25 protein-coding genes are annotated in these 24199 nt (G+C 52.8%); 4 read left to right on the forward strand and 21 right to left on the reverse strand.

The features are described 5' to 3' along the window. Window positions 1-55 precede the first annotated feature (55 nt). Window positions 56-457, forward strand: coding sequence for a type II toxin-antitoxin system HicB family antitoxin (locus tag ET524_RS09685; RefSeq protein ID WP_129425377.1), 402 nt, complete (start codon window positions 56-58; stop codon window positions 455-457). Window positions 458-537: 80 nt separating this feature from the next. After that, complete coding sequence (locus tag ET524_RS09690; RefSeq protein WP_161566688.1) at window positions 538-954, forward strand: type II toxin-antitoxin system HicB family antitoxin; 417 nt, start codon at window positions 538-540, stop codon at window positions 952-954. A 150-nt stretch (window positions 955-1104) separates the two neighbouring features. Here the strand turns inward: ET524_RS09690 and ET524_RS09695 are convergent, their stop codons facing one another. From ET524_RS09695 to ET524_RS09720, 6 genes are all read right to left on the reverse strand, one after another. Further along, window positions 1105-1410 (reverse strand): type II toxin-antitoxin system RelE/ParE family toxin, encoded by a 306-nt coding sequence (locus ET524_RS09695; RefSeq protein WP_129425381.1) that lies wholly within the window; start codon window positions 1408-1410, stop codon window positions 1105-1107. Continuing rightward, complete coding sequence (locus tag ET524_RS09700; RefSeq protein WP_129425383.1) at window positions 1400-1669, reverse strand: type II toxin-antitoxin system prevent-host-death family antitoxin; 270 nt, start codon at window positions 1667-1669, stop codon at window positions 1400-1402. Before ET524_RS09700 ends, ET524_RS09695 begins: the two co-directional genes overlap by 11 nt. 39 nt (window positions 1670-1708) lie before the next feature. Then, on the reverse strand, window positions 1709-1894 hold the full coding sequence (locus tag ET524_RS09705; protein ID WP_129425385.1) for a HipA N-terminal domain-containing protein: 186 nt from the start codon (window positions 1892-1894) through the stop codon (window positions 1709-1711). After that, window positions 1891-2217, reverse strand: a complete 327-nt coding sequence (locus ET524_RS09710; RefSeq protein ID WP_129425387.1) for a hypothetical protein — start codon at window positions 2215-2217, stop codon at window positions 1891-1893. Before ET524_RS09710 ends, ET524_RS09705 begins: the two co-directional genes overlap by 4 nt. Before the next feature lie 228 nt (window positions 2218-2445). Beyond that, window positions 2446-3258: a metallophosphoesterase family protein gene (locus ET524_RS09715; protein ID WP_129425389.1), complete on the reverse strand. Its 813-nt coding sequence runs from the start codon at window positions 3256-3258 to the stop codon at window positions 2446-2448. 313 nt (window positions 3259-3571) lie between these two features. Then, the gene (locus ET524_RS09720) at window positions 3572-4162 is read right to left on the reverse strand and encodes a metallophosphoesterase (RefSeq protein ID WP_129425391.1); all 591 of its coding nucleotides are present in this window, start codon (window positions 4160-4162) and stop codon (window positions 3572-3574) included. Between the two features lie 301 nt (window positions 4163-4463). On the opposite strand from ET524_RS09720, the gene ET524_RS09725 reads away from it, so the two are divergent. Together ET524_RS09725 and ET524_RS09730 are read left to right on the forward strand one after the other, a co-directional pair. Continuing rightward, window positions 4464-4964 (forward strand): hypothetical protein, encoded by a 501-nt coding sequence (locus ET524_RS09725; RefSeq protein WP_129425393.1) that lies wholly within the window; start codon window positions 4464-4466, stop codon window positions 4962-4964. Between the two features lie 190 nt (window positions 4965-5154). Beyond that, entirely contained in the window at window positions 5155-8331 is a 3177-nt protein-coding gene (locus ET524_RS09730) for a sigma-70 family RNA polymerase sigma factor (RefSeq protein ID WP_129425395.1), read from the forward strand. Window positions 8332-8372: 41 nt separating this feature from the next. Here ET524_RS09730 and ET524_RS09735 read toward each other — a convergent pair whose 3' ends face one another. From ET524_RS09735 to ET524_RS09795, 15 genes are all read right to left on the reverse strand, one after another. After that, a complete protein-coding gene (locus ET524_RS09735) occupies window positions 8373-8840 on the reverse strand; it encodes a hypothetical protein (RefSeq protein WP_129425397.1) in 468 nt (155 codons plus the stop codon). Beyond that, on the reverse strand, window positions 8840-8962 hold the full coding sequence (locus ET524_RS12060) for a hypothetical protein (protein ID WP_269089555.1): 123 nt from the start codon (window positions 8960-8962) through the stop codon (window positions 8840-8842). The genes ET524_RS09735 and ET524_RS12060 overlap by 1 nt, the downstream gene beginning before the upstream one ends. After that, on the reverse strand, window positions 8946-10850 hold the full coding sequence (locus tag ET524_RS09740) for an AAA family ATPase (RefSeq protein ID WP_129425399.1): 1905 nt from the start codon (window positions 10848-10850) through the stop codon (window positions 8946-8948). The genes ET524_RS12060 and ET524_RS09740 overlap by 17 nt, the downstream gene beginning before the upstream one ends. After that, entirely contained in the window at window positions 10834-11007 is a 174-nt protein-coding gene (locus ET524_RS11610; RefSeq protein ID WP_161566689.1) for a hypothetical protein, read from the reverse strand. The genes ET524_RS09740 and ET524_RS11610 overlap by 17 nt, the downstream gene beginning before the upstream one ends. Continuing rightward, window positions 11007-13202 (reverse strand): DEAD/DEAH box helicase family protein, encoded by a 2196-nt coding sequence (locus ET524_RS09745; RefSeq protein ID WP_129425401.1) that lies wholly within the window; start codon window positions 13200-13202, stop codon window positions 11007-11009. The genes ET524_RS11610 and ET524_RS09745 overlap by 1 nt, the downstream gene beginning before the upstream one ends. Window positions 13203-13210: 8 nt before the next feature. After that, entirely contained in the window at window positions 13211-14368 is a 1158-nt protein-coding gene (locus ET524_RS09750) for an aminotransferase class V-fold PLP-dependent enzyme (protein ID WP_129425403.1), read from the reverse strand. Window positions 14369-14370: 2 nt separating this feature from the next. Continuing rightward, window positions 14371-17955, reverse strand: a complete 3585-nt coding sequence (locus ET524_RS09755; protein WP_129425405.1) for a hypothetical protein — start codon at window positions 17953-17955, stop codon at window positions 14371-14373. Window positions 17956-17963: 8 nt separating this feature from the next. Further along, window positions 17964-18878, reverse strand: a complete 915-nt coding sequence (locus tag ET524_RS09760; protein ID WP_129425407.1) for a DUF4007 family protein — start codon at window positions 18876-18878, stop codon at window positions 17964-17966. A gap of 3 nt (window positions 18879-18881) precedes the next feature. After that, entirely contained in the window at window positions 18882-20255 is a 1374-nt protein-coding gene (locus ET524_RS09765; RefSeq protein WP_201738773.1) for a phosphoadenosine phosphosulfate reductase domain-containing protein, read from the reverse strand. Between the two features lie 508 nt (window positions 20256-20763). Then, on the reverse strand, window positions 20764-21558 hold the full coding sequence (locus tag ET524_RS09770) for a dCTP deaminase domain-containing protein (RefSeq protein ID WP_129425409.1): 795 nt from the start codon (window positions 21556-21558) through the stop codon (window positions 20764-20766). Window positions 21559-21724: 166 nt separating this feature from the next. Beyond that, on the reverse strand, window positions 21725-21985 hold the full coding sequence (locus tag ET524_RS09775) for a hypothetical protein (protein ID WP_201738774.1): 261 nt from the start codon (window positions 21983-21985) through the stop codon (window positions 21725-21727). Between the two features lie 44 nt (window positions 21986-22029). Then, a complete protein-coding gene (locus ET524_RS09780; protein WP_129425411.1) occupies window positions 22030-22503 on the reverse strand; it encodes a hypothetical protein in 474 nt (157 codons plus the stop codon). Next, window positions 22500-22973: a helix-turn-helix domain-containing protein gene (locus ET524_RS09785; RefSeq protein WP_161566690.1), complete on the reverse strand. Its 474-nt coding sequence runs from the start codon at window positions 22971-22973 to the stop codon at window positions 22500-22502. The genes ET524_RS09780 and ET524_RS09785 overlap by 4 nt, the downstream gene beginning before the upstream one ends. Window position 22974: 1 nt before the next feature. Then, window positions 22975-23391: a hypothetical protein gene (locus ET524_RS09790; RefSeq protein WP_129425415.1), complete on the reverse strand. Its 417-nt coding sequence runs from the start codon at window positions 23389-23391 to the stop codon at window positions 22975-22977. A gap of 310 nt (window positions 23392-23701) precedes the next feature. Further along, window positions 23702-24142, reverse strand: coding sequence for a GDP-mannose 4,6-dehydratase (locus ET524_RS09795; protein ID WP_456242896.1), 441 nt, complete (start codon window positions 24140-24142; stop codon window positions 23702-23704). Between the last annotated feature and the right edge of the window lie 57 nt (window positions 24143-24199).

Here is a 24199-nt window from a genome sequence, read left to right on the forward strand (position 1 = left end):
AAAACAACAAAGGCCAGCTAAGTCTCGACCTTCCCCGCACGAAAGGAACGCCAAATTGAAGCTCGCAGCGGAATGCGTGTTGACCAAGGACGCTGATGGATGGACTGCGGCCTTTCTCCAGTTCGGCGGCGTTGCCACCAGCGGAAAGACGCGAGACGAAGCGGTGCGCGCCGCACGCGACGTCCTGGCCCTTGAGGCCGCAGACCTCGTGCGCGAGGGACGTCCGGCACCTAGGGTGCAGCACGTTGCGGAGGTTGCCTTGCTCGAAATCGAGGTCAGCGCGCAAGATGCCGAGCGGATGGAGTACGCAACCGCCTCCGAAGCCGCCGCGCGGCTGAGCGCTACGGAAGCGGAAGTCGCAGCGCTTGTTGAGTCCGGGCAGCTTGCAACCAAAAAAATCGACGGGCAGGAACTCGTGGCGCTCGAGTCCATCGCAGCAATCGATCGACTTGATTAGCCGCTTTGGGCCAGTCCTTCCGCCGCGCCAGAGCCGTCAACAAGCCGCCCATCATGCCAGCTCAAAAGAAAGGAACCGCTATGGACTACATATACGAAGGCCGATTGGAGTGGGTCGAAGATTGCTGGATCGCCTCCGTGCCGGCTTTCCCCGGCTGCTTCGGAAGCGGGGAAAGCATCGAACGCGCGGTCTCAGCAGGAGCTGTGGCGTTGCGCCTGTTCATCGCCGATTTCCTTGACAACGGCGAAGCCCTGCCCGACCCCAAGATTCCAGAAACGCCGCAGATCGTGTTCTGCGTCGAAGTCGACAGCAAATTCATCCAAACGTCCAAATGCCTCACCACGGAACTAGCGGCAGAAGAGCTCGAAGCCACGCCAGCCCACGTCAGCCAGCTCGTGAAAGCCGGCGAACTCGACGCCGCCACGATCGACGGGAAGGAACTGATAACCATCGCGTCAGTGAACGACTGGCCCAACCAGCACTCAACCGAGCAGTAAGCCCTTTCACGCGCACCAAAGCCACGGCAACCATAGGCACGACCCTTGCCGCAAACTATCCAAAAGGCAATGCTAGCAGCAGGCGGGTTCGAACTTCGCCCTTCATAGTGGGACAAAGGGACTGTCCCTTTGTCCCACATCGCGCCAGCTCTATACCAGCTTCGCGTAGTCTTGTGTTTGATGGAAGAATCCGATAACGAAAACGGTGCCATGTTTTCGCAGGTAAAGGGCTACATAGCCTTCCACAAGGGTCTTTCGTATGCCCTGCGCGGCTAGTCTTTCCTCAGCGCAAAGAGGACACAAATCAGGCAGCTCAGACACGGTATCGACGAACTCGTCGAACGCATCAAGCAACTTCGTGCCCGCCGAAGGCTCATGAAGAACCGCAACGATGTAGGCAACTGCGTTCTCAAGGCCTACACGCGCTTCGTCAGCAATCTCCACGCTACAGGCCATAACGCTCCCTCAGCGTTCGCGACACATCGCGAGCATCGCAAACACGGCCCTGTTCAACGTCGCCGATGCCCCTGTCGACAATTCGATACAGCTCGGCCAGCGCCGCTTGGCGTCGCATGCCCTCGTACGTTTCCATGGACATGCTGACGAACGCCTCACGTCCGTGCTTCGTCACCACAACAGGTTCGTTCGACGACTCGACTTTTTCCGCAAATGCAGCGGTGTCTTTCAAGTCCTTGATTGGGACGCAAACGGCCATACGCCATCACCTCTTCCGAAATCCCATGATTATGGGATTTTACCACGAGCGCAAACCGTCCAGGAACGAATCCGGCGCATCGGCATGCCAGGACCCGTCAAGCGGCAGCGAAAGGCTGATGGGCGCCGTGGCGTGCGGGCCGTATTCGAACCGGATTACGCCGTCGGAATCTTCGAAGAAGCGCCCGACCAGCCGATTCCGCAGCCATACATAGGCCCTTTTCACTCCAGGCCCCTTTCAAGCGCCTCTCTGCCGGGGAGCGCGTACAGCTCGACGCGCAACACCCTGCACAATGCGAGCAAGTCATCGTCTTCCCCTTTGCCCCTCATGACCAGGTCCTCAACCGCTTCTTCCGAAATGCTGGACAACGCGGCGGCTTCTGCAATCGTCAGCTCTCGATACCACATGAAGTCCAGCAGCTCATCGCTCAACTCACGGCACGTACCCGGCGCGCTCACGAACAAATCGGGCACCCCGCCAGAGTCAGGGCCTTCGTATTCACTCACCAGCGGCGGATGCGGTACCCCATCGGTATACCTACGATACATGTTAGGTTCCTCCCTTAATCAGAACTGGGACAAAGGGACAGTCCCTTTGTCCCACTTTCTCATAGACGACAGCAAGCGCAACGAAAGGTGCGGCAAAAACGCGAAGCTGGTCGAACGCTTGCGCCTGCAGGGAGCAAACCCACCCCAGGTCGCCATCGCTACTGGGACAAAGAGACAGTCCCTTTGTCCCGATTAGGCCAGCTTTTCGGTACACCACGCTACGTTCGGCTACGACTGCGCCGGTTGCATCCTGGCACGCATCAGGTTCGACCATTCATCGTCTCCAAACAAAATAGCAATGGTCGGCTCAAGCTTGCCATCTGCTGCCTCTTCCAACATCAGCGCGCTTGCCTCGCCTTGCGGCCATCCATAAGGCGTTACGGAAAACGTATCGCAGAACCACACCTGCGCTTCACCCGCAACGCTTTCGCGCGAAAGCCAGCGCACCGGTGTATGCCCCACAATTTGGTTGACGCCCGGCATCGGAAACCTGAGCAGCTCATGCTTGTCTGCCCACAAAGGACCCGGAACGTCCCCGCCGCCGCGACCTGGACCAATGGTCAGCAGACGCTCCCATTTGTCCGGGTCGGCGAAATACCCATTCAGCGTTGCGCACAGTTCATCGGCCGTCTGGGCATTCTGCGCATACGCCGCCTGCCACACGCGGGTGATGCCTGCATGGGTGCAAAGGTGGCCGCTAACCACCGTGGCGCATTTCAGATCCAAATCGCAAAGAATCTGCTTGACCAAACCCCTGATGGGCACATGTGTCCCTGGGTCAATCATGTCCATGAGGTACGGCATCTCGTGATTGCCCGCCAGCACGTCAACCTGCAAACCCTGCTTGCGACGCGCCTGCACCCAGGCCTTGAAATACAGCAGTTCGTCAAGGGCAGCGTCATCGCTCAGCTGCCAGTCGTCGCAGGCATCCCCCAGAAACACCACGCGCTCAACCTCATGCAGCTGCACTTCGCTATCGAGCCGCGGAAGCACGTGCGTATGCTTCAGGTGCAGATCGCCCACGCAAATCGTTGTTGTCATATCGCCTTCGCCACCCTTCTTTGCGGCAAGAATCCCGCATTCCTGTAGCTATTGGCCGCTTTAGCTCCTGTGTTGGCAAGAATTCAGGATTCCTGTATCTCAATCAGCGCCTCTCGTAGCCCAAAAGAGGCGCAGATGGCAAGAATTCCGCATTCCTGTTCCGTCCGACAGGAATGCGGGATACAGAAACCCCAGATTCTTGCCAAGCAGACGACCTTGGGAGTTCATCAGATACAGAAAGCCCGAATTCTTGCCACGCCCGAGCCGGAACGGGGCAGACAGAACGAACAGCACGATATCTAGCCCACCCCGCTCAGCCGGCTTGCTCTTCCCCACCTACCAGGTCTTCCCACTCGGGACGACCGCAAGGGTCAACACCTTCGAACCACTGCAAAGCTTGCGCCATCGACACGGGCATCATGCCGTTCGCGTCCACGCCCACGTCGTAGCGCAGCAACCCGCGCGCGCGGTTGGCCTGGTTGTACGCGCCGCCCACGGTGTGGATGTGCCCGTGCAGATGGATGCTGCCGTGGCGCATAGACTGCCAATCCATGATGGGATAATGGCTCAGCACGAATTTGCGCCCTTCGGCCTTCAACACCTTGATTGGCGGCTCCACCACGAACGTACCCGCAACATCAGGCTGCGACCAGTCCTTATCGTGGTTGCCCGGCACCAGATGCACGTTGCGGCAGCGGATTTTCCCGCGCAGTCGCGCCGCGTCCTCTGCCGGGATGCGGAAGCTGAAATCGCCCAAAATGTACAGCTCATCGCGCGCCTGCACGCACGCGTTGATGTTCGCGATAAGCGTCCTGTTCATGGCCTCGATGTTGTCGAACGGCCGGTTAGTAAACCCAATGGCGTTCGCATGGCCCAAATGGGTGTCCGATGTAAACCAAATCATGCGTTTCTCCGTTCGACTCCTCGCACCTCCGCAGCCCGCATGCTGCGACAGAAAAGCCACAAGCCGCCCATCCCCACAGCAGTCTGCAGCAAGGAGCGCAGCACACGGCCAACCCACCGCAAGACCGCAAAGCCATCAACACGCCACTCGACTCAATACGCAATAACTGCACTATAGCGACTTTGCCTCTGGATGCTATAGTAACGCTATTTGGCGTTACTTTTCAAGTGGTCTTTTGGGAACGTTCGCTTTAAGATGAGAATTTGATTCGCCGCAAAAACAAACACCGCAAGGAGCACGAATGTCGCAGAGGAAGTTCGACTCGTCTGTTGTCTTGAAAATCGAGAGCATCCTTTTCGCGCTCACCGACGGCACCTACGACGAAGCAACGCGCACCGCGCAGCCCACCCATGCCGTCACCGTTACCGACATCAGGGCAGAGCTCTACCGGCGCTACGACATCACCCAATCCACCGACAAGATTCGCAGCATCCTTCACGCGCAAGACCCCAGCGGTAACGTTTACGCAGGCGAAGAAAGCAAGGCTGCAAAAATCGGCAGGCTTACCGGAGCAAGTCTGTGGTGTATAAACCCATCGAACAGGCCAAACGGCAAACGACGTTATTTCGTGGTGCGCGACCTGGGAAAAAGCCAGGTCATGAGCCTTCTGCAGCTGATACGCTCCACCCCAAACGGCGAAAACACCGACGACATCGCCCTAGCGCTCACCAACATGCTCTGCGAATTCGACCAGGAAGAACTTAGCACGGAACCTAGCAAGACGAATCCGTTCGAAATTTGATTCGCCGACACGCTAAAACACGGTACCGCTTCAGCAAGGCGCCGACCGCATAGCAAACGAAACGCATTCGTAAAAACACGTCAAACGTTGCCGAAAATCCCATCCCCCAAAGGGTATCTGAAAGGCACGGCGCCTCCCATCAGGTACAATGGTTGCACAAATCCTCAAGCACAGCTTAGGAGCGCCGACCATGAGCGATCTCTTCCATGCCGAAAACAGCGAGGCAGTATATCTCCATAAGAATCTGTTTAGCCGACCTTGCTCGCGTCTTGAAGCGAAATGTCTCATAAAGAACTACCTGAAAGTCCCCTATGATCTTGTAAACGCACTCAACAACGCGGGCCTTACGCGAATAGGACACCTGCGCGGCAAAACAGAGCAATACCTTCGAGAGACCATTCCCGTTTCCCATAAAAGAATCGCTCTGCTCATCGAACAGCTTGACAAAAAAAGCATCGCTTTTCCTGTCTCGTTCGAATACATGGAAAGCGATTGCCCCGAAAGCTTTTTCTCCACGTTCGTTGACAGCGCGTTCTTCCCTCAAAGCCTTACAGCGGCCCCGCTGAACAACCGAGAAATCGCCATTTCAGCAAGCGCATTGGCAAAGCTCAAGGCGATCGGCATTACGTCCATAAACGACCTCGTGGGCATTCCCGATGAATTCTTGCTCACCCAAGGACATATAGGGCAATCGACCCTTGAGAAAGTCAAGGTCAGAATCACTCGATATGCCGTCAACCGAGGAATAGCCGACCCAGTAAAACTCGAACGGGGATACAAAGAAGCCGCACAAATACAAGCGCTTGTCGAAAAGTCCCAAAGCGGCAACGAGCGCAATTGCCATGGCGTAAGCTTCGATACTCAGCACGGATTCAAATCAGCCCAACCCTTAGAAGCTCCGACTACGCTAGCAAACTGGCTTGCCGAAAAAACTTCAGCGCAAGATTTCGCAACAAGCATCGGCATCACGGAAGTAAGCGCCTCCCGCACAATGGGCGAAATCGCCTTAGAGGACATCAGAGACGACAATGCGGCGTCGCTAAGCATCATCCCCTCCGAGCAAGCCGAGGCCTTAAAAATTCTCCTCGCCGAGAATGCGGCTCGCACCTCACAAGCGATTCCCCCATGCCTGGCAAGCATCCCCTTCGACCTGCTCTCAAGAATTGCCCTACCCGAAGCAACCTCCATCGGCAACGCCACATTCGCTGAGGTTATCGACAGGTCAAAACACTCGCTCGGTCTATCGTATGCATGCGAGCTGCTCGGCAAATTCCTCTCCGAACAATATGCACTCACCGCCGAAGCCCAAACCACCGATCAGCTCGTCAATCAGGTGCTGCTCGACTCCTCGCCGCATCTTTGCGACACGCACGTTTACATATACAAGCAGCGCCATGGCCTTGCAGGCAAAAAGCAAACGCTTCAGCAAATTGCCGATACCGAAGGCGTAACTCGAGAAAGAGTCAGGCAAATCGCAAAGAAAATCGAAGATTCCCTGGATATGGAATCTGAGTCTCGCCTGATCATTCCTCGAGTGCTCCTTGTCGCAGCGGCTCTTGATGCGCAACGAAACCCCATCGATTTCCAGCACATCTACAGCGCCGAGGGCTTCCTTGACGACCCTTTTACCCTGGCCACCTTCGTGCCCGATGTCGAAATTCACGGCAAGGATATTACCATCGCGGAAAAGCGCGACCGCTGCTTCCACTGCGAAAAGCTCAGGGATGTACTCGAAGGCGTTTGCAATAGCGAAGAGCTTATCACGCAAGACGAGCTTATAGAATCCGTCGGATGCGACCAGTGCGCCGCCCTTTCGCTGCCTTCCCCTTCCTGCATACGAAAATCCGCAAACCTCGAAGCAATTGATGGGTACGTTGGCCCTGCCAGCAATCCCGTCATAAGAAGCCTTAAACATCCCCAAAGCGATCGCGCCGCCATAGCGTCGATTCTTTACCAGTCAAAGACTCCCTTGAACTACGACAGTATCCTAGCCTTGTTCAAAGAAAAAACTGGACGAACTTTAACAAAACCACGAGCCATGAGTCATTTTGGCAGCATTAAGGGAAGCTTGCTATGGGGGAGAGGGACCTATCTCCATGAAAGATTCGCGCCAAACCCCGCTTCGCTTATCGACGAAGTGGAGAATCGCGTCATGGAATTGTTTCGCGAAAACGGCGTGCCTATCCTGGGAGTGGGCGGGGTGTTCGAGCTTTTCAAAACCCGTCTTATAGACAGCGGCGTTCCAAACGAGCAAGCCCTCTATAGCCTCATCAGGCTTCACGACTATAACGAACTCCGCTTACAAGAGTACCCTTGGATTTGCCTTGATGAAGAAATTGGGGACAGAACAAGCTTCGCGAAATTCTTCTATTCCGTGCTTGCCAAGAATAACGGGTTCATCACGAACGCTCATGCGGAAGCAATCGCAACAAGAGCCATGGCGCAATCGTTCGCGCTAAGTGGACTTGCCGAATATTCGCCGTTCCTCATCAACGCCAACGGCGGATGGTACGACATCGAAGCCGCCCACTTCGACCTTAAAGGCGTAGCGCAACTTGCAACCGAGGTTGCAGCGAACATGAAAGACAGCGACATCGTATCGGCCGAAAAGGTGTTCGAAGACCACAAGGAGCGCTGCCATACGCTTGGCGTAAAGTCCTTCGACATCCTGTACTACCTTGTCGATATGCTCGAAGACGACCTTCCCATCGAAGCGACAAGAAAGCCCCATTTCGTGAAGTCACAACATAAAGGGGTCTCTGTACGCTCTTTCGTGCGGCGCTACATCCAAGACGCCAACAAACCAGTCACGCATCTCGAAATAGTCGAGGAATTCTGTGTTCATCGCGGTATCAAAGAACGCAGCCTGTCTCCCGCGCTGTTCCTTAGCGACGACATCGTGGCAGTTGGCGATGATGTCTACTGGTCAAAAGCGGCAATGGGGCTTGACGAAGCTTATCTGCAGCGCTTCGACAACGTAATTGCCGAAAGCATCGCATCCTGCAAAAAAGTCGCCGGCCTCTTCTTCCCCATCGACTCAAGCGCCTCCCATCTTGCCACCCTCGATTCACCAATCGGCACCACATGGAATAGCCGATTGATTGCAACCGTCTTTTCGGAAAGCCCCACCTATCGCTTGTTCGGGGAAGCCGATTCCTGCGTTATCGATTTAAGTGCAAATCCGGAAATCACCACCACCGAAAGGTTTTATGTCGCGCTTCTCAACAATGAATTCATGGGGTGGTCCTCTTTCGATGCGTTCGCTGAATACTGCAAAACATACGGAATCAGGAAGCAACTCACTCCGGAATTTTTCGATGCCTTCGATGCAATCGAGGCGGACGCCGCATGCATCCAGGTCGTATAATTCGCAGGCAAGAGCTAGGCACCCCTGCCTGCGAATCACAGCTAGTTCGAATACCTAGAGGCAAACCCCTCGAGATAATCCTGTAATTCAATCAGCCGATCCATCTGGGTATTGCCGCTACCAACAAGCTTCTCGAACAGGAAATCAACGCCGCCTCTCACGTAAGATTCAAAACGTTCCAAATCTTCGTCTGCGCGCTGATCGGGAGTCGTCTGAAACGCTTTCCGAAAACGAGACTCCTCATCGGGTTCATGCTCGCAATCAAGCAGCATGATGGTCTTATAGCAAAGTTCCAGCTTGTCGTTAACATCGTTTAGCTGCGCTAGAAAAACCTTCGCCTCCACATCGTCTTCTCTATTACGCTCGGACGTTCTAGCGTTTTCGAATCCAACAATCGGCGCAACCGCAAGAATATCGACAAGTCGAGAGAAAAAGCCCAGTTCCTTTAACTGATTCGCCCGTTTTGCATGCGAGCCGCAGAACCTATACTCCGTTATTTTTTCGTACATTACGCGCTCCTCGACTCGATAACAGACTTCCTGTTCGGAATAACGGGGACAACCTCGTAAAAGTAGCCAACTTTATCTCGCAAGTACTGATGCGCCAACTCGCCGTCAGTGTCTTTGATCATGATAACCACTTGTTTTGCAATCTTCGGCATCACCGAGCAAACCGAAGCGATGCGCTCCCTTGTCAAGCTTTGACAAGGGAGCATCCATAACCAAGGGGTACGACTCGGAAAGAAGCATCTCGTTTTCGTTTCTTTCCGGATCGGTCGCAAGCCTGATCACACCAGCGATAAAGGCAAAAATAACGGCAACAGTCTGACCCTCGGACGTCTCAACATCGTAGCCAGCGTTTTCGTTGTCTTGATTGCGAACCCTCACGTTGTATTTTTCGTCAAGCGAAAGCTCGAGAGACCCGTTGAAGAATTCCTTGAAAATAGAGTTGATAGCCGATTCAAGGTCGCGCCTCGTCTGACCTTCGATCTTGGAATGCTCGGCGCTAAAAGCGCTGTAGATGCGCTCGGCATAATCCCGGTCACGCCGCACGCGACGATTCGTCTCGTCATTAACCACCAAGCTGTCGCGCTTGGTCCTACTTTGACGCAACGATGTTTCAGCACTGCCGATTTGCGAATTAACACAGCCGATCTTATTCTCAACGTCCTTTAAATTTCGGCAGGCCGTTTGGAACGATTCCTCAACTCGCGATAGGTCCTTCGCTCCTGCAAGCTTCTCTTCTATTTCGGCAATACGGGCATTCGCCGCCTCTATTGACTCATCAGCATCGCAAATCGACCCCATGTTCAGCCGCACATCATCGACAAGGGTCGATTCGCTTCCGATGAACGCTTTGCAAGCGTTACGATAATTTCTCAGCTCGGCACCCATTTGCGCTGGAGGAACAATTGCGGCCAACGCATCGAGGGCCTGACGTTCGGCACTACCCTCCTCGATAGGCGTCCCGCAAATGCAACGACCGCTATCCAAGATATCGCGAATCGTGTAGATATCGACCCCGCGCGGCGCTTCCTTCATTTCGATAGGAGAAGAATCAACGGCTTTCAAAGCAGATTTCAACAAAGGAGCGGCGAAAAAGCCCCACGCATCTTTACCGAAGTGTTTCGCTATAGCTTCAGCGTATCGGCGACGAGCGGCCTCAGATTTATCGATATCGGCCAGTTTCTCCTGCCTCTCTTTTGCCAAGTCCTGGGTTGCTTTCCCCTTGATAAGCTCTTCGTTGTATTTGTCGCGCTGTTTCGACAAATCCCCCTTTAGCTCCTCAAGTTCTTTGAGTTCGCGCCTTAGTTTGTCGATTCGAGCCTCCGCTGCGGTGATTTCGCTCTCAGCTTTCCGGTAATCCTGATCGCTGTTCTCGTTGTAGTCTTTGTTGTAAGAGCCAATCACCATCGAAGAAGAGCCCTTCAGATGGCGAATAGCCTCGGAAATAGCGCTCAATCCGAGTAGATTATCAACCGCAGTTTTGAATTCGCTGCTTCGGCCCTCCTGAATCTCATCGCCCATCTTTTCGACGCGTTCGCCAGCGAAAAAGAAGTACGGAGAAACCGATTCGGGCATGATTTCGTTCACGATATCTTGCTTTTCCCGCTCGTTCTCAACGAACTCGGTTTGGCCATCTTCTTCTTTGTACGATACGTGAAGCACGGGGCTGGCCACAGTGAACTTGTTGCTGGCGTCTTTGCGATACTCCTGACTGCGCGTAATAACATAGTCGACACCCTTGTGCTGTATCGCCAGTTCAACAGCAACTGTTGCAGATTCGCCGACCGAAAGGGAATCGCGAACGGGAAACGGCAGCAAATCGTTCGCTGTCTTGAACACGGTCTTCCCATAGAGGCACCAGGAGAATGCTTGTGCGAACGTAGTTTTACCTGTTCCATTATCCGCAAGGATAATAGTTACGTTCTTATCGTCATCAGTCGAAAAATGAATATGCTGCGTGCCGCCAAACACTCGAAAATTCGTAATTTCGATAGACTTAATCAACATAAGCATCGGCCTCTTCCCGAATAATGCTTTTGATTTTCGCCACCATATCTCGATCGGAATAGTGCTTTGTTTGGATATTGCTTTTTTCAAGCTTGATGATACGGTCCATCATCCGCTTCACCCGCGCTTCATCAATTTGGAGCCGGGAGTCCTTTTCGCCCATCAGGCGCCCTCCTGTTCCTTTAACTCGGCAATCAACCTCAATTCGTCCAAACGGAACGATTCGCTGATTTCGTCAACAAAACTTTGAGCTTCTGAAAAATTTTGAGCATGGCGCGCGAACTCAGAAGCCCGGGTGACTTCGTTGTCAATCAAAGCATACACGCTTTTTACCTCTTCGATGCCCTGACCTGAAGCAACGTCGGCAGAATACGGCAGCGTGATGAAATCGAAAATCTCGGCATAATTCTTGCCCTTTGCTTTTCGCAAAAGACGACCGCGGCGCTGAATGTACTCCTTTGGGTTCGTAGTGCTCGCAAGCATAAATGCGGTTCTGATGTTCGGAATGTTAACGCCCTCATCAAGGCATTTTATGGCAACAAGCGCCTGCAAATTTCCATCGCTAAATTCCTGCTTAAGCGTCTCTCGTTCGCCGATATCCTCTTCTGACGTGAACTTCGAAACAGACATGCCCAGCTTGTTGCCCAGCAAGTCGACGACTACCGAAATCTGCCGAGCATCATCTTCTCCTGCGGTCGTTTCATCCTCACCTTCACCAAGCATCTGAGCAGCACCGCAGTAAACCAAGATATGCCGAGTATCAAGATACGGAATTATCGCCTTTTCAAGTGCTGAGATTTTATTTCTTGCAGCAGCAACAAGCCGAGCACGTTTCTGCGCGACAATCTCGCCCCGCGACGTAAGCTCGCGCTTACCGCCTTTTCCTTTTGCAAAACACTTCCCAAGTTCTCGAGTAAGCTTCCGATATTCGCCAAGTTCATCGTCCGTCAACGTAACAGGAATTGGATAATAGCGATATTCGCATAACTTTCCATCACGAATTGCCTGTTCAAGAGGATAGTAAATGCACGTTTTGCCAAAATACGAGCGCAGAACAGCCGTTCCATCCTCGTCGTGATGTCTATCGAACGTCGCCGATAGCGCAAGACGGAACTCCCAGTCGGGGTTAAGCACTTTCTGATATCCGGAGGCACCCAAATTGTGCGCTTCATCGGCCAAAAACAGCACGTTGCCGTGTAGTTTAGACAGCATTTCCTGCACCGCATCCGTCACAAGCGTCGCGTTCGTGGTAATCAAGCAAAAGAACTGCCGATTAGGCCGTTTCATTCTGCGATAGTAAATCGCACGCTTTAAGCGAGTCTTCCAATCTTTCTGCGATGATTTGCTATACGCAACAATGGGATCAATGCCGAAATGCGCCAAATCCTCCAGCCACTGCTCAACAAGATGCTGATAGGGGCACGTAATTATCACTGCAAGATTGCCTTGCGTCTCTTCATACAACTGCAAAACGGCAAGAAGGCTCGTGATTGTTTTGCCCGTTCCAGTTGCCATGTCAAACAACCCGCGATAGCCGCATCGAGACCATTCGTCAATTGCCGCTTGCTGATAGCCCCGAACCTCAAACCCTTCAAAATCAGGAATATGAGGTTGCCCCGATTTTGCCTCACCGCAAGAAGAGGGGGCCGAATCCCCAATCAAATCATCTTCGTAGTCGGGTTCTTTCACAAGATAACGGCGAACAATCTCTTCCTTTACCTCGGGAAACTCAAATGTAACGAGACCCGGCTCATAGCCATTCCAAATTGCGTCAAAAGCAGATTCTTCAGCCCGGACTCTTCCTTCCGAATCGTTCCATGCCTTGAAAACGTGAATAACCTCATAGTTCTCCACCAAAGCATTGCGCGTTTCGTTCATCGATCCGAAAAACGCAATCTTGTCACCCAGCCCGTCTTCAAGAATTGCCGTTTTATCATGATATATGCCCATTCCGCTGCTGCTTTCAGCAAACGCAATACGAATATCAAGCACACCTGAGGCAATTAAATTCGCCAGCATGTTGAATCTGTTGCGGTCTAAAACGCTTAGCTCTTCAACCTTAGGAAGCTCCCTCAATAAGCGTTCTTTCAACAGATGCTCGCGAAGCGCATAGCCTTTCGATATAGCTTCAACATCTCCTTCTGAAAGATTTGGGGACGCAATCAACTTTATGCGCCCTCCTTTAAGCGCAATTCGGCCAATCCCCGGCGCGATCTCAAGTAACGCACTTGACGAGAAAAATCCAACAGCACGTTTATAAGACACCGCTTCCGATAACACAGGGACCATAAAATCTCGAGCAATGTCTGTGAGCTTGGAACGATACTCAATTTTGATATTCAAATCCCTAAAACCCATAGCCCCTCTTAACCTTCATCACGAATCAATTGCAAGGCGTTCTCAAGACGAGCAAAATCGTCTTCATCAGTCAAGGCGGAGACACTAAATCTGACCGTTCCTGCAGGTAGCGTGTCCAAAAACCTGTGGGCATACGGCGCGCAATGAAGACCCGACCTAACCGCAACGCCTGTATTTCCAAGAATAAGTTCAACCTCATCGGGGCTATAGCCATCGAACAGGGCGGACACCACCCCGATTCGGCCACACGACATGCCATCACCAACAATTGAAACATTCGAAAACGAACGCAACAGGCCAAGTAATCTTTCCGACATCGCAGACTCTTCTTGATTGGTTGCCTCCCAACCTCTTTCGATAATCCAATCAGTCGAAGCCTTCAAACCTGCAATGGCGTAGGTATTTTGACTGGCAATTTCTTCCATCTGCACAATGTTGCTGGGAAGATCCTGCTCTATGGAGTTGATTCCATTGCCGCCAAAGAAAACGGGGTTGAGCCTTCTCCCCCGCTTGCAAAAGAACCCTCCGATGCCAAACGGCCCCAACAACGTCTTGTGACCCGCAAATACGGCAAAGTCGTACAAATCGCTAGCAAGATCGAGTGGGAGCAATCCGGCAGTCTGGCTCATATCGATAACGGTATTCGCCTCGAAGCGCTTGGCAATACGACAAATTTCCTCAACGGGAATCACGGCACCGCACACGTTGCTTGCATGCGTTAAGATCACAAGGCGAGGAGGGTTCTTGCAAAATGCCTGTTCAATTGCAGAATAATCCGGTAGCAACGTAGTTTTATCGAAGTTGAGCACATGCAAATTGATGTCGCTCTCTTTAGCAAGATGGTTCAACGGCCTTGTCACGGCATTATGTTCGAAGGGGGAAATGAACACATTATCACCAGCGCCCAAACCAAGTCCAAGGAGAATGCGATTCAGCGCGTCTGTGGCGGAAGAGGTAAATACCACCTCGTTCGCAGGGCAACAGTACAACGTTCGCAGATTATCCTTAGCTTGCTGAGCAATATCGCCCGCCGCCGCAGCCAGAGCGTTGCCCCCGCGACCGATGCTACCACCTGCGTGCCGATAGAACGCGTCAGCAAAGTCATACGTGCATTGAGGTTTCGGAAACGTAGTTGCCGCATTGTCGAAATAAGCGATTTTGCTCATAGCTAGCAAAGACCTTTCAGAACTTCAAACACTACCTGGCGTTTTTCCTCGGGCGAAAGCGCGGCGCCCATATCACTTAAGCACGAAACAATTTCGTTTTTCAACAGGCGGGAACGCTTGCTCGCTTCCACGGGCGCAAACTCCTTTTGGGTAACGGTGCCATCGGAAGCGGTGAAGCTAATGACAACCTTGTCCTTCGGGGAATCGTCGGCCTCCTCTTTAGCACTTTCGACCTCCGCCTTCATGCCTTCAACGATTCTCAGAAAGTCAGCGAAGCGATTATCGTTCCAGTCGTCCATGCGCAGCGCCGTTGCCGCTTTCGCAATGCGGTTTACCGTCACGAAATCGTCGCCACTTGCCAACATCACCGCACCAAGCACCTGGTTGTTAATCCCCGAAAATACACGCGTACGCGCTATGGGGTGCGCATCAACCCAGTCCTGCAAAACCGAGCTCAACGACACGTCATCGTTCGCATTTGGATCGAACAGCGCAATGAGCGCCTTCGCCAGCCCATCGGCGCAGTAAGCGAGATAGCAATCGCACGCGCTTTTCTCCTGGGCAATAGCCGCAATAAGTTCAACCGACCCAACGGGATACCCAAATACCTCAGGCAGTCGTTCGAACAAAAACACATCCGTATCAACATCAATGCGCTTTATGGCGCCAAAGAACGCCCTCCGCTCCTTCGAAGTGCACACGCCTTCCCCTGCATGCGTGTGGTCGATTCTGCAATTGCGCGTTGCTTGAGGAAGGCTCACGTACCAAAGCCTCATTTCCTCCGCAACAACACTACGGCTGATCCTGTCCTGTCCGCAGCCAAAAATCTCTGCAAGGGCACGCAAATATGCGTCCATCTCGGGGGACCAATTCAGATGCGTAATTCGATAAGCGCCTGGGTTTCTAGCAATGTCATCAAGCAAAACCTCGTTGATAGGCCGCTCTTCGCCGTCGTGCGTAACTTTAACCTCATCCTTATATCGTCTCAGCACTAATGCAAGATAAATCGGGATAGGGCCTTTGCGCATGCCGATCCCAAGCTCGCGACCCATGAGCTTATCGTAAAGATCCTGGAATGTCGCATCACTTGCCGATCGAACGAATTCTTCGATTACGCCAATCACGTCAGCCATATTCGCGCAAAGCACGCCTGCGTCGTTAATCCCATCGTCTATATTGCGAACAAGACCCGTTTTCTCTAATGCGCTCCTTGCCATTGACGTTTCCTGGCCATTGCCCACAAAGCCAAGATTAGGCGCAAGAGCAGGTGCGCAAAGTGCCTTGAGTATCTTGGTGCGGCTACTGAAGGCAGTACCGGTCAACTCGTTTTTGTTCAGCGCCTCGCTCGTGATACGCGGAGTGCTACCAAACGTTTTGTCGCACAAAAACGAGAGCTCCTCCGACAGCTTTCGCTTTCTCGTGATTTCCCTACGCTCTTCGCCGTTAATGAAATAGAACGATTGCAACAACTCCGGCTGAAAAAAGCCAGCAATATAGCCATCGACAATCTCTGCGTAATCCTCAATCACAATTTCGTATTCATCTGCCAGATTGACGTCGTCTTTCGCTTCCGCCCTAAGCTGGCGTGCGGCCTCAAGACGGAACAAGGCGTCATCGATGCGTTTAAAGTGCCTGGGGAATGCCACGACGGTCATAGGCTCACACGACAGCACATCTTCTGCCTCTTGCTTAAGCTCTTGCTCTTCATCAGGTATTTCGCAATAAATTGCTACAATTTCGCCATCGCCACCGCCATGAAGAATCGGTTCGCCAAGCTTTCGGGAGCGAATCGCCGCAGCATCAACGAACCCGCAATCGAAATAACGAACGATGGCACGCTCTTCGTTGTATCGCGAAGGATAGACGGCCTTGCCGCGAATCGAGGCATTCAAAATCTGCACGGGCGTCATCGAGCTGCGCAGCGCTTCTGCACGATCGGCAACCTCGGCGTCAATCCGAACGTCCGTCGCCTCTTTAAGCTTGAACAACGCATTGCTTCGACGCAGGTAAACTACAGATTCACCTTCAACTAATCGGCTAAGAGCGCGATCAACCTCGGCCGCCTTCACGCCGCAATCGCCGAACAGCTCGACGATCGTCTCTCGTGTAGGCGCAAGACGATCGTACTGTGCAACAGCATCAATAGCAGCAATGATCTTCACGATTTTTATGGCAAGCGCGTCATCTTCAACGCGCGCAATAGCGGCACGCGCAAGCATATACGTCTTATGCAGCGGACTCGTGTAAATCTCGCGACGCAGCAACGGTTCAAAATAGTCGTACACGCAATCAGGAGTGACGAAAACATTGGCGCTTTCGAGGCACTCGCCAAGCGTACATTTCCCCGTGGCGCACAAAAACGTGAACAGCGTCCTTTCGTTTTGCGCCACCTTCTCCGAAAGCCGCGGCAAAATATAAGCGGTAAGCGGATGCAACGGATAGCATCCGCAAGCAACAAGAGAAGCCGCCTCCGCATCAAAAAGGCCGCGTTTACGATAGCGATCTGCAGCCCGCTCTAGAAAGTTCCTGAAAGCCCCCTTGCGGGCGGATAGCATCTTTTCCCAAAGTGCTTCCTTCTTGATTATCGCTGCGCTCATCAGTTCGTAAGCCTGATTTGCATCATCGAACATCTCGATTTCGTCAAATCGGCCGGACACCCCGCGCCACCCGTCAACCTTCTCCTTCGGAAGGTCGGCATCAATATAATTCGTCAAGCTTTTGTGGCTGATGAGCAGCAGATGCAGCTGCTCGCTCATGCCGCTTCGGCTGCACGCTTCCGCGAAGTCTTGCAAAAGCCTGGTATCCTCGACCGTAGCTTTGCCGATGCTCGTCTCAAGATATTTGCTGAACTCGTCGTACACGACGTAAATGCCGGCGATGCCCCGTGCCTTCAGGCATTTCAAAACGTTCTCGTAAACGTCAAGAACCTCGGCGCTGTCAAGCACATCGAACGTGCCGCCAGACGTCAGCTTCGGATACACCGCGACAAACTCGTCGTATGCCTCCGTGTCAAGGTTGCGCAAACGTGCCGAAAAAGCCGAGTAGCCGAAGCCTGTCAGCTGCTCAAATCGCCTCATCGTTTCAGGGTAGCTAGCCTTCCACCGGTCAAGCACCCGTTGAGCTCCGTCATAATTCGTTTTTGGCATAAGACTTTCCAGCCCGTTTGCGCGCAGCGCGTTCCTAAGCGCGTTCAGCAACGAGTGGCGCAGGTCTGCGGTACTTCCGGAAACGACTACGGGCAGCAAGCGTTGACCCTCGGCAACGAACCTTTCCAGCGTTTCGCCAAAGCCAAGCCCACGTTCGTTGTATGCATTCACGATATGATTGAAAAGAGCCGGATCTTTAATCCACATTGCAGTTAGAGCAGCAAGCACTACATGCGATTTGCCCTTGCCGTAAGCACCCACAAACAGCTTCGCCCGATGGTTGGAGGGAGAAACCACGTCGCGGATGATCTCCTCAAGATAGCGACAAACAGCATCGGTGGGAATCAGTCCCTTAACTTTCTCCTCAGAGCCAAAATCGAAATCGATGTTTACCGAAGTTTGGAAATCCTTGTTCGGCACAATCATGTCTTTAAGATTCACGGCGGCTCCTAACCAATGAGCTCGTAATATCGGCTCAGACACTCTTCCTTGCTCATATCCGGCTGAGTAAGACGAATTACGTCAAGCCCCGCAGTACGAACGATTCTTAGCAACCCTTCATTCTCAAGTTCGTAAAGTTTTGAAAGAAGGCTTACGGAGTCAAAATTGAACAGGCAACCTGGCGAACACGGGCCACCAACAAGAGTTTCTAAGCGAATTTCAGCACCTGAGGCCCCATCAAAACGCTCTTGCATTAAGCAAATGCAATACAGGACAAGCAGCGCCGGCAGCATTGTCAAGTTTGCAGGCGTCTTGCGATAGCTTTTTCGGCCGCGATCTTCAATGTCGACAAGCCCAAGATCGCCAAACGGACAGTCAATGACGTTCTCCGGAGAAACGGGCTTTCGGCTTGTGCGATCGTGTGGAATATACGTGCTGAGAATGCAATTGAAGTCGGCTTCGAGCGAAGTGAGCGCAATTTCCTTTTTATCGTTATGATCGAAGACGAATTTGGTTAAACCACGCGTAAAGTCATCGCGAATGAAAGCGCTCATTTTGAACTCATTGAAGAAATAGTACCACGCAGCAGCGTCCTCTTGCGCAGAAGCAAGATTGCAGTGCAGCGCAAACAGCGTCCCCACTTCTTCGGTGTAAGGGTCATTTTCGAGAATAATGTTCCCAAGTTCAGTGAGTTCATGCGCACGTTTGCGCCCGTCAACATATTGCACCAGACCAAGCGTTTGCATCCAATAACGCAAAGCAACTACCTGATTCGAGCCGAGACCAAGCTCATCCATTGCCTCTTTGCTATTGCTTGGCATCAAAAGCGAAGCGCCTTTTTGAGCAGTGACCGCCCGCAGCCCTTTGCTCAACCACCCCTTGCGAATAAAAAACGACTGGTGGGCTTTAAATTTCATCTGCATTCGTTACTCTTCCTTCGTTCGGAGGTACTTGCGCATAAGGCAACCCCCTTCAAGGTATTTATCAGTCACGCACTGCCTGCAATGAGTACATTTGCGCGGGTCAATTCTGTACTCGTCGCCCGTCAAGCTGATTGCGCCAAAGCGGCAAAGCCCTTCGCATTTAAGGCACTGTCGACAAGCGTTGAATTTCACAACTTGGTATTTCGCCATACGCAGCAGGGATTCTTGATCGGCGGTTTGCAGAACCCTTACTTTGGCAGCGTACTCGTATCCAGGCTGCCTAAATGGCATGATGGATATCAAAGGCTCTCTGGTTCGGTGGTCTACGATAACTTTTTCATCAAGAAGCGGCCTCCCAAGCCCCGGTGCGTAATCGCCAATAGGCGTCATCAGGCCAACCAGCTCGTCGGAATAGGGACGCGCAAGCGAAAAAATCATTGCACTATCGTCGGTTGTGCAATGGCTCGCCTCAACACGCACGGTACTTGCGGCGGCAACGCCATTCCCCCCCTGCCGCGCCTTCCATTTGCCAGTATCCACATACACTTCCGGGTCTGGTTTCCCGATTCTTTTTGCGAACGCCACCAGGAAATCATGCCATTTCGTGGCCGCCTCGGGCATGTACACCTGCGAAAGGAATTGAGCCCTCGCATTGTTGTTCGGACAGCACCAACACCCAACGCGATCGTAGCCAAGACGATAGGCATCGTTGAAGTCAATGCCCTCGGAAAGGATATACAGCCATACATCGATATCGTTCCAATAGAAAATAGGGGCGGCAACTTTTTGCCTCTGGATTTTGACCGCATCGGCACTGTCTTCGATACGGTTGTATTTGCTTCGCGAAACCGACTCGCCTTTGCGAATGCCATAGTACGTCAAAATCGGCTCATCGCCATACAGCCCCTTAAAGGCGCGAGAAATTGGGCCTGTTTTGAACATCGAGCAACACCAGCGCATCATGCGCGCAGGCGGGCCAATCACATCGGCAACCTCATAAAAGTCCTGCTCATAGTTCTTCGCGGTTTTAAATATGGCAAGCGGATGACTCTCGCGAAAGCGCTTGGCATATTCGATGGTACTCGGGAATTCAAGCGTAGTATCCCCAAAGATATGGACAAGATACGGGTTGCTCAATGCACGCACCACGATATCGGCAGTAACCGTTGAGTCCTTTCCGCCCGAGAAGGAGACCACAAGATTCTCTTCCGGATATCTCTCGGACGCCTTAACCACGAAATCGCAAGCTTCGAGAATTAGCGCATCAAGATGAGACTTGTTCGCCTTGACGAACAAGCTGATGTTCCGGTTGAAGTATTCATACCCATTGTTGTTGCTATGCTCTGCAATCTTAGATCTAATATGGTCAGCATCCATATTCCGTATCTCAGAAACCGTTAAACTGCAGGGCTTCCCATTCACATAGTATTTTCCGCCCGAAGCCCATACGGAAGAATCGGCGTATGCGAAGGGCTCTGCCGTCATAGCTTCGAAAAGGAGACGCTCTTCGGGGAAAACCGGACGCAAGTCAGCACAAAGATACGCGGCCTCATGACCGCAGATAGGACACTGAATGCGCCGTTGAACTGGTGTTTCTATTATAGGTATATTGCACGACTCGCACCAATAAACAACGTGCGGTGCTACCTCGACGGTTTCTTGACCGCACTCGGGGCATGTGTCGCCGTCAGTATATCGGTTGCATTTCGTGCAGTACATTGCCTCTCCGCTCATACAAACTAGCCCTTGGATATCGATATCCAAGGGCTAGTTTAGCAGAAGGCGCTCCCGAGAAAGTGACAAAGGATATGAGCAAAAAACCCTATAGCAAATCACATATATCTGTCAAGAACTTACCGCAACCATCGATTCCCTAAGTTTGAATTCACGCGAAGCAAGCCGAAGGCAGCAGAGACAGCAACCCACCAAACAGAACAAGAGCCAAACCAATCCCAAGAACAATCCCAGAGCGAACTTTCGAAGAACTTTCGCCGACAATAAGCCCAATAACACCGGCAAAGGAGAAGAACCCGCCAAGAACCATCAGATTAATTACCACCATCCCCGCAGATCCCACGCTCAGCGCGTTAGCGTTAATGTTGACGAGCGTAAAAATAGCTGCGAAAACGGCCATCAACGTTAACGTGTTAGCATAAACGCGACGCTCCATCGACTTCAGCTCATCTTTCTTTTGCTCGAGCTCCTTGATTTCGTCCTTATAAATGTTGGAGTAGTCACCTAGGCCCTGAAAATCAAACTCGTCTGAAAACGCACCCTGATATGGCTTTTGAACCTTGTCCACTTGCTCAAAAGCTATTTGAGCAATCCCTTTACCGGTGTCGAGATCGATCGAATCAGAGCTAACGTTTGTTATACGGAAGAAGACCTTTGTCTTATGACCCGGAAAATACAGCGGGGCATCGAGCGTCAAACCCTGTCTGAGTCTCGAGTTCTTAATCAACACCCTCGCAGCGATATCGTTCGGCAGATAAATATCCTCAATGCTCGAAACGAAAGCAGAATCCCCGGGATTTAGCGTAATCTCGCCTAGTCTTTTGTTGTCCTTATAAAAAGAATGAGTCCTCAAATCATAGGACACCGGGCCAACGTTTCCTTGTTCGGCTCCCCGTAAAACACCGTCGCTTATGAGCTTTTTGATATCACTATCACCGAGCAACATAGCAGAGCCTTCTTTCGTTTCAGCGCTATAACGCTATTGCCCCTATAAACAATACACGGCATCAAGAATGCACATCCCCGATACCTCTGCTCGTATTCTATACTTATTTCGACACGGCTCAAAACAAAGCCAGGAATCAACGCATTAGGTGTTTTTCTTGTCCGGTTTAATGCCAATAACACCCACAATGAAAATGCGTGTTGCCCCCCGAGTCGGGCAGCAACACCTTCAAAGTCTCACGAAGCACCATGGAGCTAGCGCGGAAGTTGTCGGAGTTGGACTTCATGGTCGGGCGGTACACGCCCACCATCAGCCTCTGCTTGCCCTCGTAGACCAGCGACATCACGCGGTCGACCACCTGGTCGGCCACGAAGCCCTTGCGGGTGCGGTTGGACTCCACGATCGCCTCGATGAGGTTCTGCGGCACGTCCTTGTAGTTGGCCAGCAGCTGCTTGGCGTCCTTGGGAAGGCCTACCCCAAATTCTCCAAATCATCCGACGCATGAAGCGAGGCGACGAATCCATAGGGGTCGATGGCGGGAAGGGTTTGCTTCCCGACAACACTTTCGGCAGTGATGTTTTCAACAACCGCTCGTATCTTGCCGTAGGCGATAGACACCGTGTTGGCCATCACGAACGCCTCTTTTTCGCTTTCCTGCATGGCCGGCAATGATGCCTCAGGGATAGCCACCACCATGCCAAGCTTGCACGAGGCCGAAAAAGCCGGTTCGCAGCCCTCTTCGTCAACGGACCAATTGCCCACGGCCTCCAATACGCACTTGCATAAGCGGTTGCCATCGGAAAACTTTGGCGAAGCAAACGAAGAGTTCATCGTCAAAGAAAGATATGTCTCCCCTCCCGAAAAACCGTCCGCCACGGACAAGCCGAGACCGAGGACCTTCGAGTCAACAATCTCGACAGGGGAAAGCCAGTTTCCTGCGCTCATGCCGCAACCCTCCTAAGGGGCAGCGCCGTTACCGCCTTAGCATCGAAGGAAACGCTCGCGCTTCCGGAAGCAGACGCATCCATCGTAAATATCCCGCTATCCGAAGCGGCCAACGTCGTCTCTTTAGGAACGAGCACGGTGGCAGTCGCGTTCTCGTCGTCCAGATCAACGTAGCTCACGCCACCAGTTTCTTCCAAACGGATAGGCGCGACTTCGCAACCCAGCGCCACCGCAACCTTGGCCATGGTCTTGAGGGTCATGTTGGAATCATCGGAAAGCAGCTTCGACACCGCCGCAGGGCTCACGCCAAGCAGCTGAGCCAAATCCTTGCGCTTGAGCCCGAGTTTCTTGAGGCGCATGAACACTTCCGCCTCGAAGTCCAAGGCCATCTTGGCCGCAACGTTTTCAAAAGAAGGCTTCAAAGGCTCATCAACGCCGAGGAATTCCTCTCGCGACACCCTCATAGCCATGTCATTCACCATCCTCTACTAGCCGAGCAGCATGCGTGACCAGCGGTTCTACCTGCTTCAGCATATCGTTCATGGACTTGTGCTTGTGCGCCTCGAAAGCGTCTAGCATCACGAAGGCCTTTCGTTTCTTGCTCCAATAGGTAAGCACTCGCCACGTTTTGCCAAACCTGCGTATTTCGATGAGGCTCAGTTTCGTGCCCTTAATCGTGTCAAATCGATTCGTATTGAATGCAAACTCGGTTCCAAGCTCGTAGCCGAGTTCGTCGATTCTCTCAATCAGGTCATAAAGGGCGCTCAATGCGCCCATGTCTTTCTTGAATCTTTTCTGGAGTACGTCTTTCCCCGAAGCCTCATCCCCATCGACGAGCAGATAGAAGAAATCAGCTATCTGCTTAAGCTGCCAACTATCTTCCTCCATCCACTCTCCTTGTTGAATAACCGATAGCATTATTAACTTACAGGTTAATTCTGTTGAAAGCAAGTAATTACTCAAGATTGTCGGAAGCCAGAAAAGACAGAGCGCCGAGGGGGAGCATCCCCCTCGGCGTAACGGAACATGTGCGAGAGGACATCCCCCGCGTCTTGGACGAGACCATTGCGGGCCTCCGATTCTTTTGCAGCATGGCCACATCGCCCCGCCCAGCCGCATTTCGAACGCGAATTTGCCGTGGGCAACCTCGCAGTCAACTCGGCTGCAGGTCCAAGCGGGAATAGCCGCCGGGCACCCCCTACTGCCCCTGCGCTCGGCACTTTGCCTCCGTGGCGGCCTTCGCGGGGCGCCACCAGGCCTCGTTGGCGCGATACCACTCGACGGTGGCGGCAAGGCCGGCGGCGAAGTCGGTGCGGGCCGGGCGCCAGCCCAGCTCGCGACGCAGCTTGGCGCTGTCGATGGCGTAGCGGTAGTCGTGTCCGGGGCGGTCGCGCACCCAGTCGAAGTCGTCCTCCGGGCGGCCAAACCCCTTCAGGATCTCGCGCAGCACGGTGAGGTTGTCGCACTCGCCGTCGGCGCCGATCAGGTACGCCTCGCCCATACGGCCCTTGGTCAGGACGGCCCACACGGCAGACGAGTGGTCCTCGGTGTGAATCCAGTCGCGCACGTTGCGCCCGTCGCCGTAGAGCTTGGGGCGCACGCCATCGATGAGGTTCGTGATCTGGCGCGGAATGAGCAACCGGTGTGATTTTGATTCCCAAATCGTAGAATACGGGTTCCTTCAATGGTAGAATCA

Source organism: Senegalimassilia faecalis (genome assembly GCF_004135645.1).
Lineage (GTDB): Bacteria > Actinomycetota > Coriobacteriia > Coriobacteriales > Eggerthellaceae > Senegalimassilia > Senegalimassilia faecalis.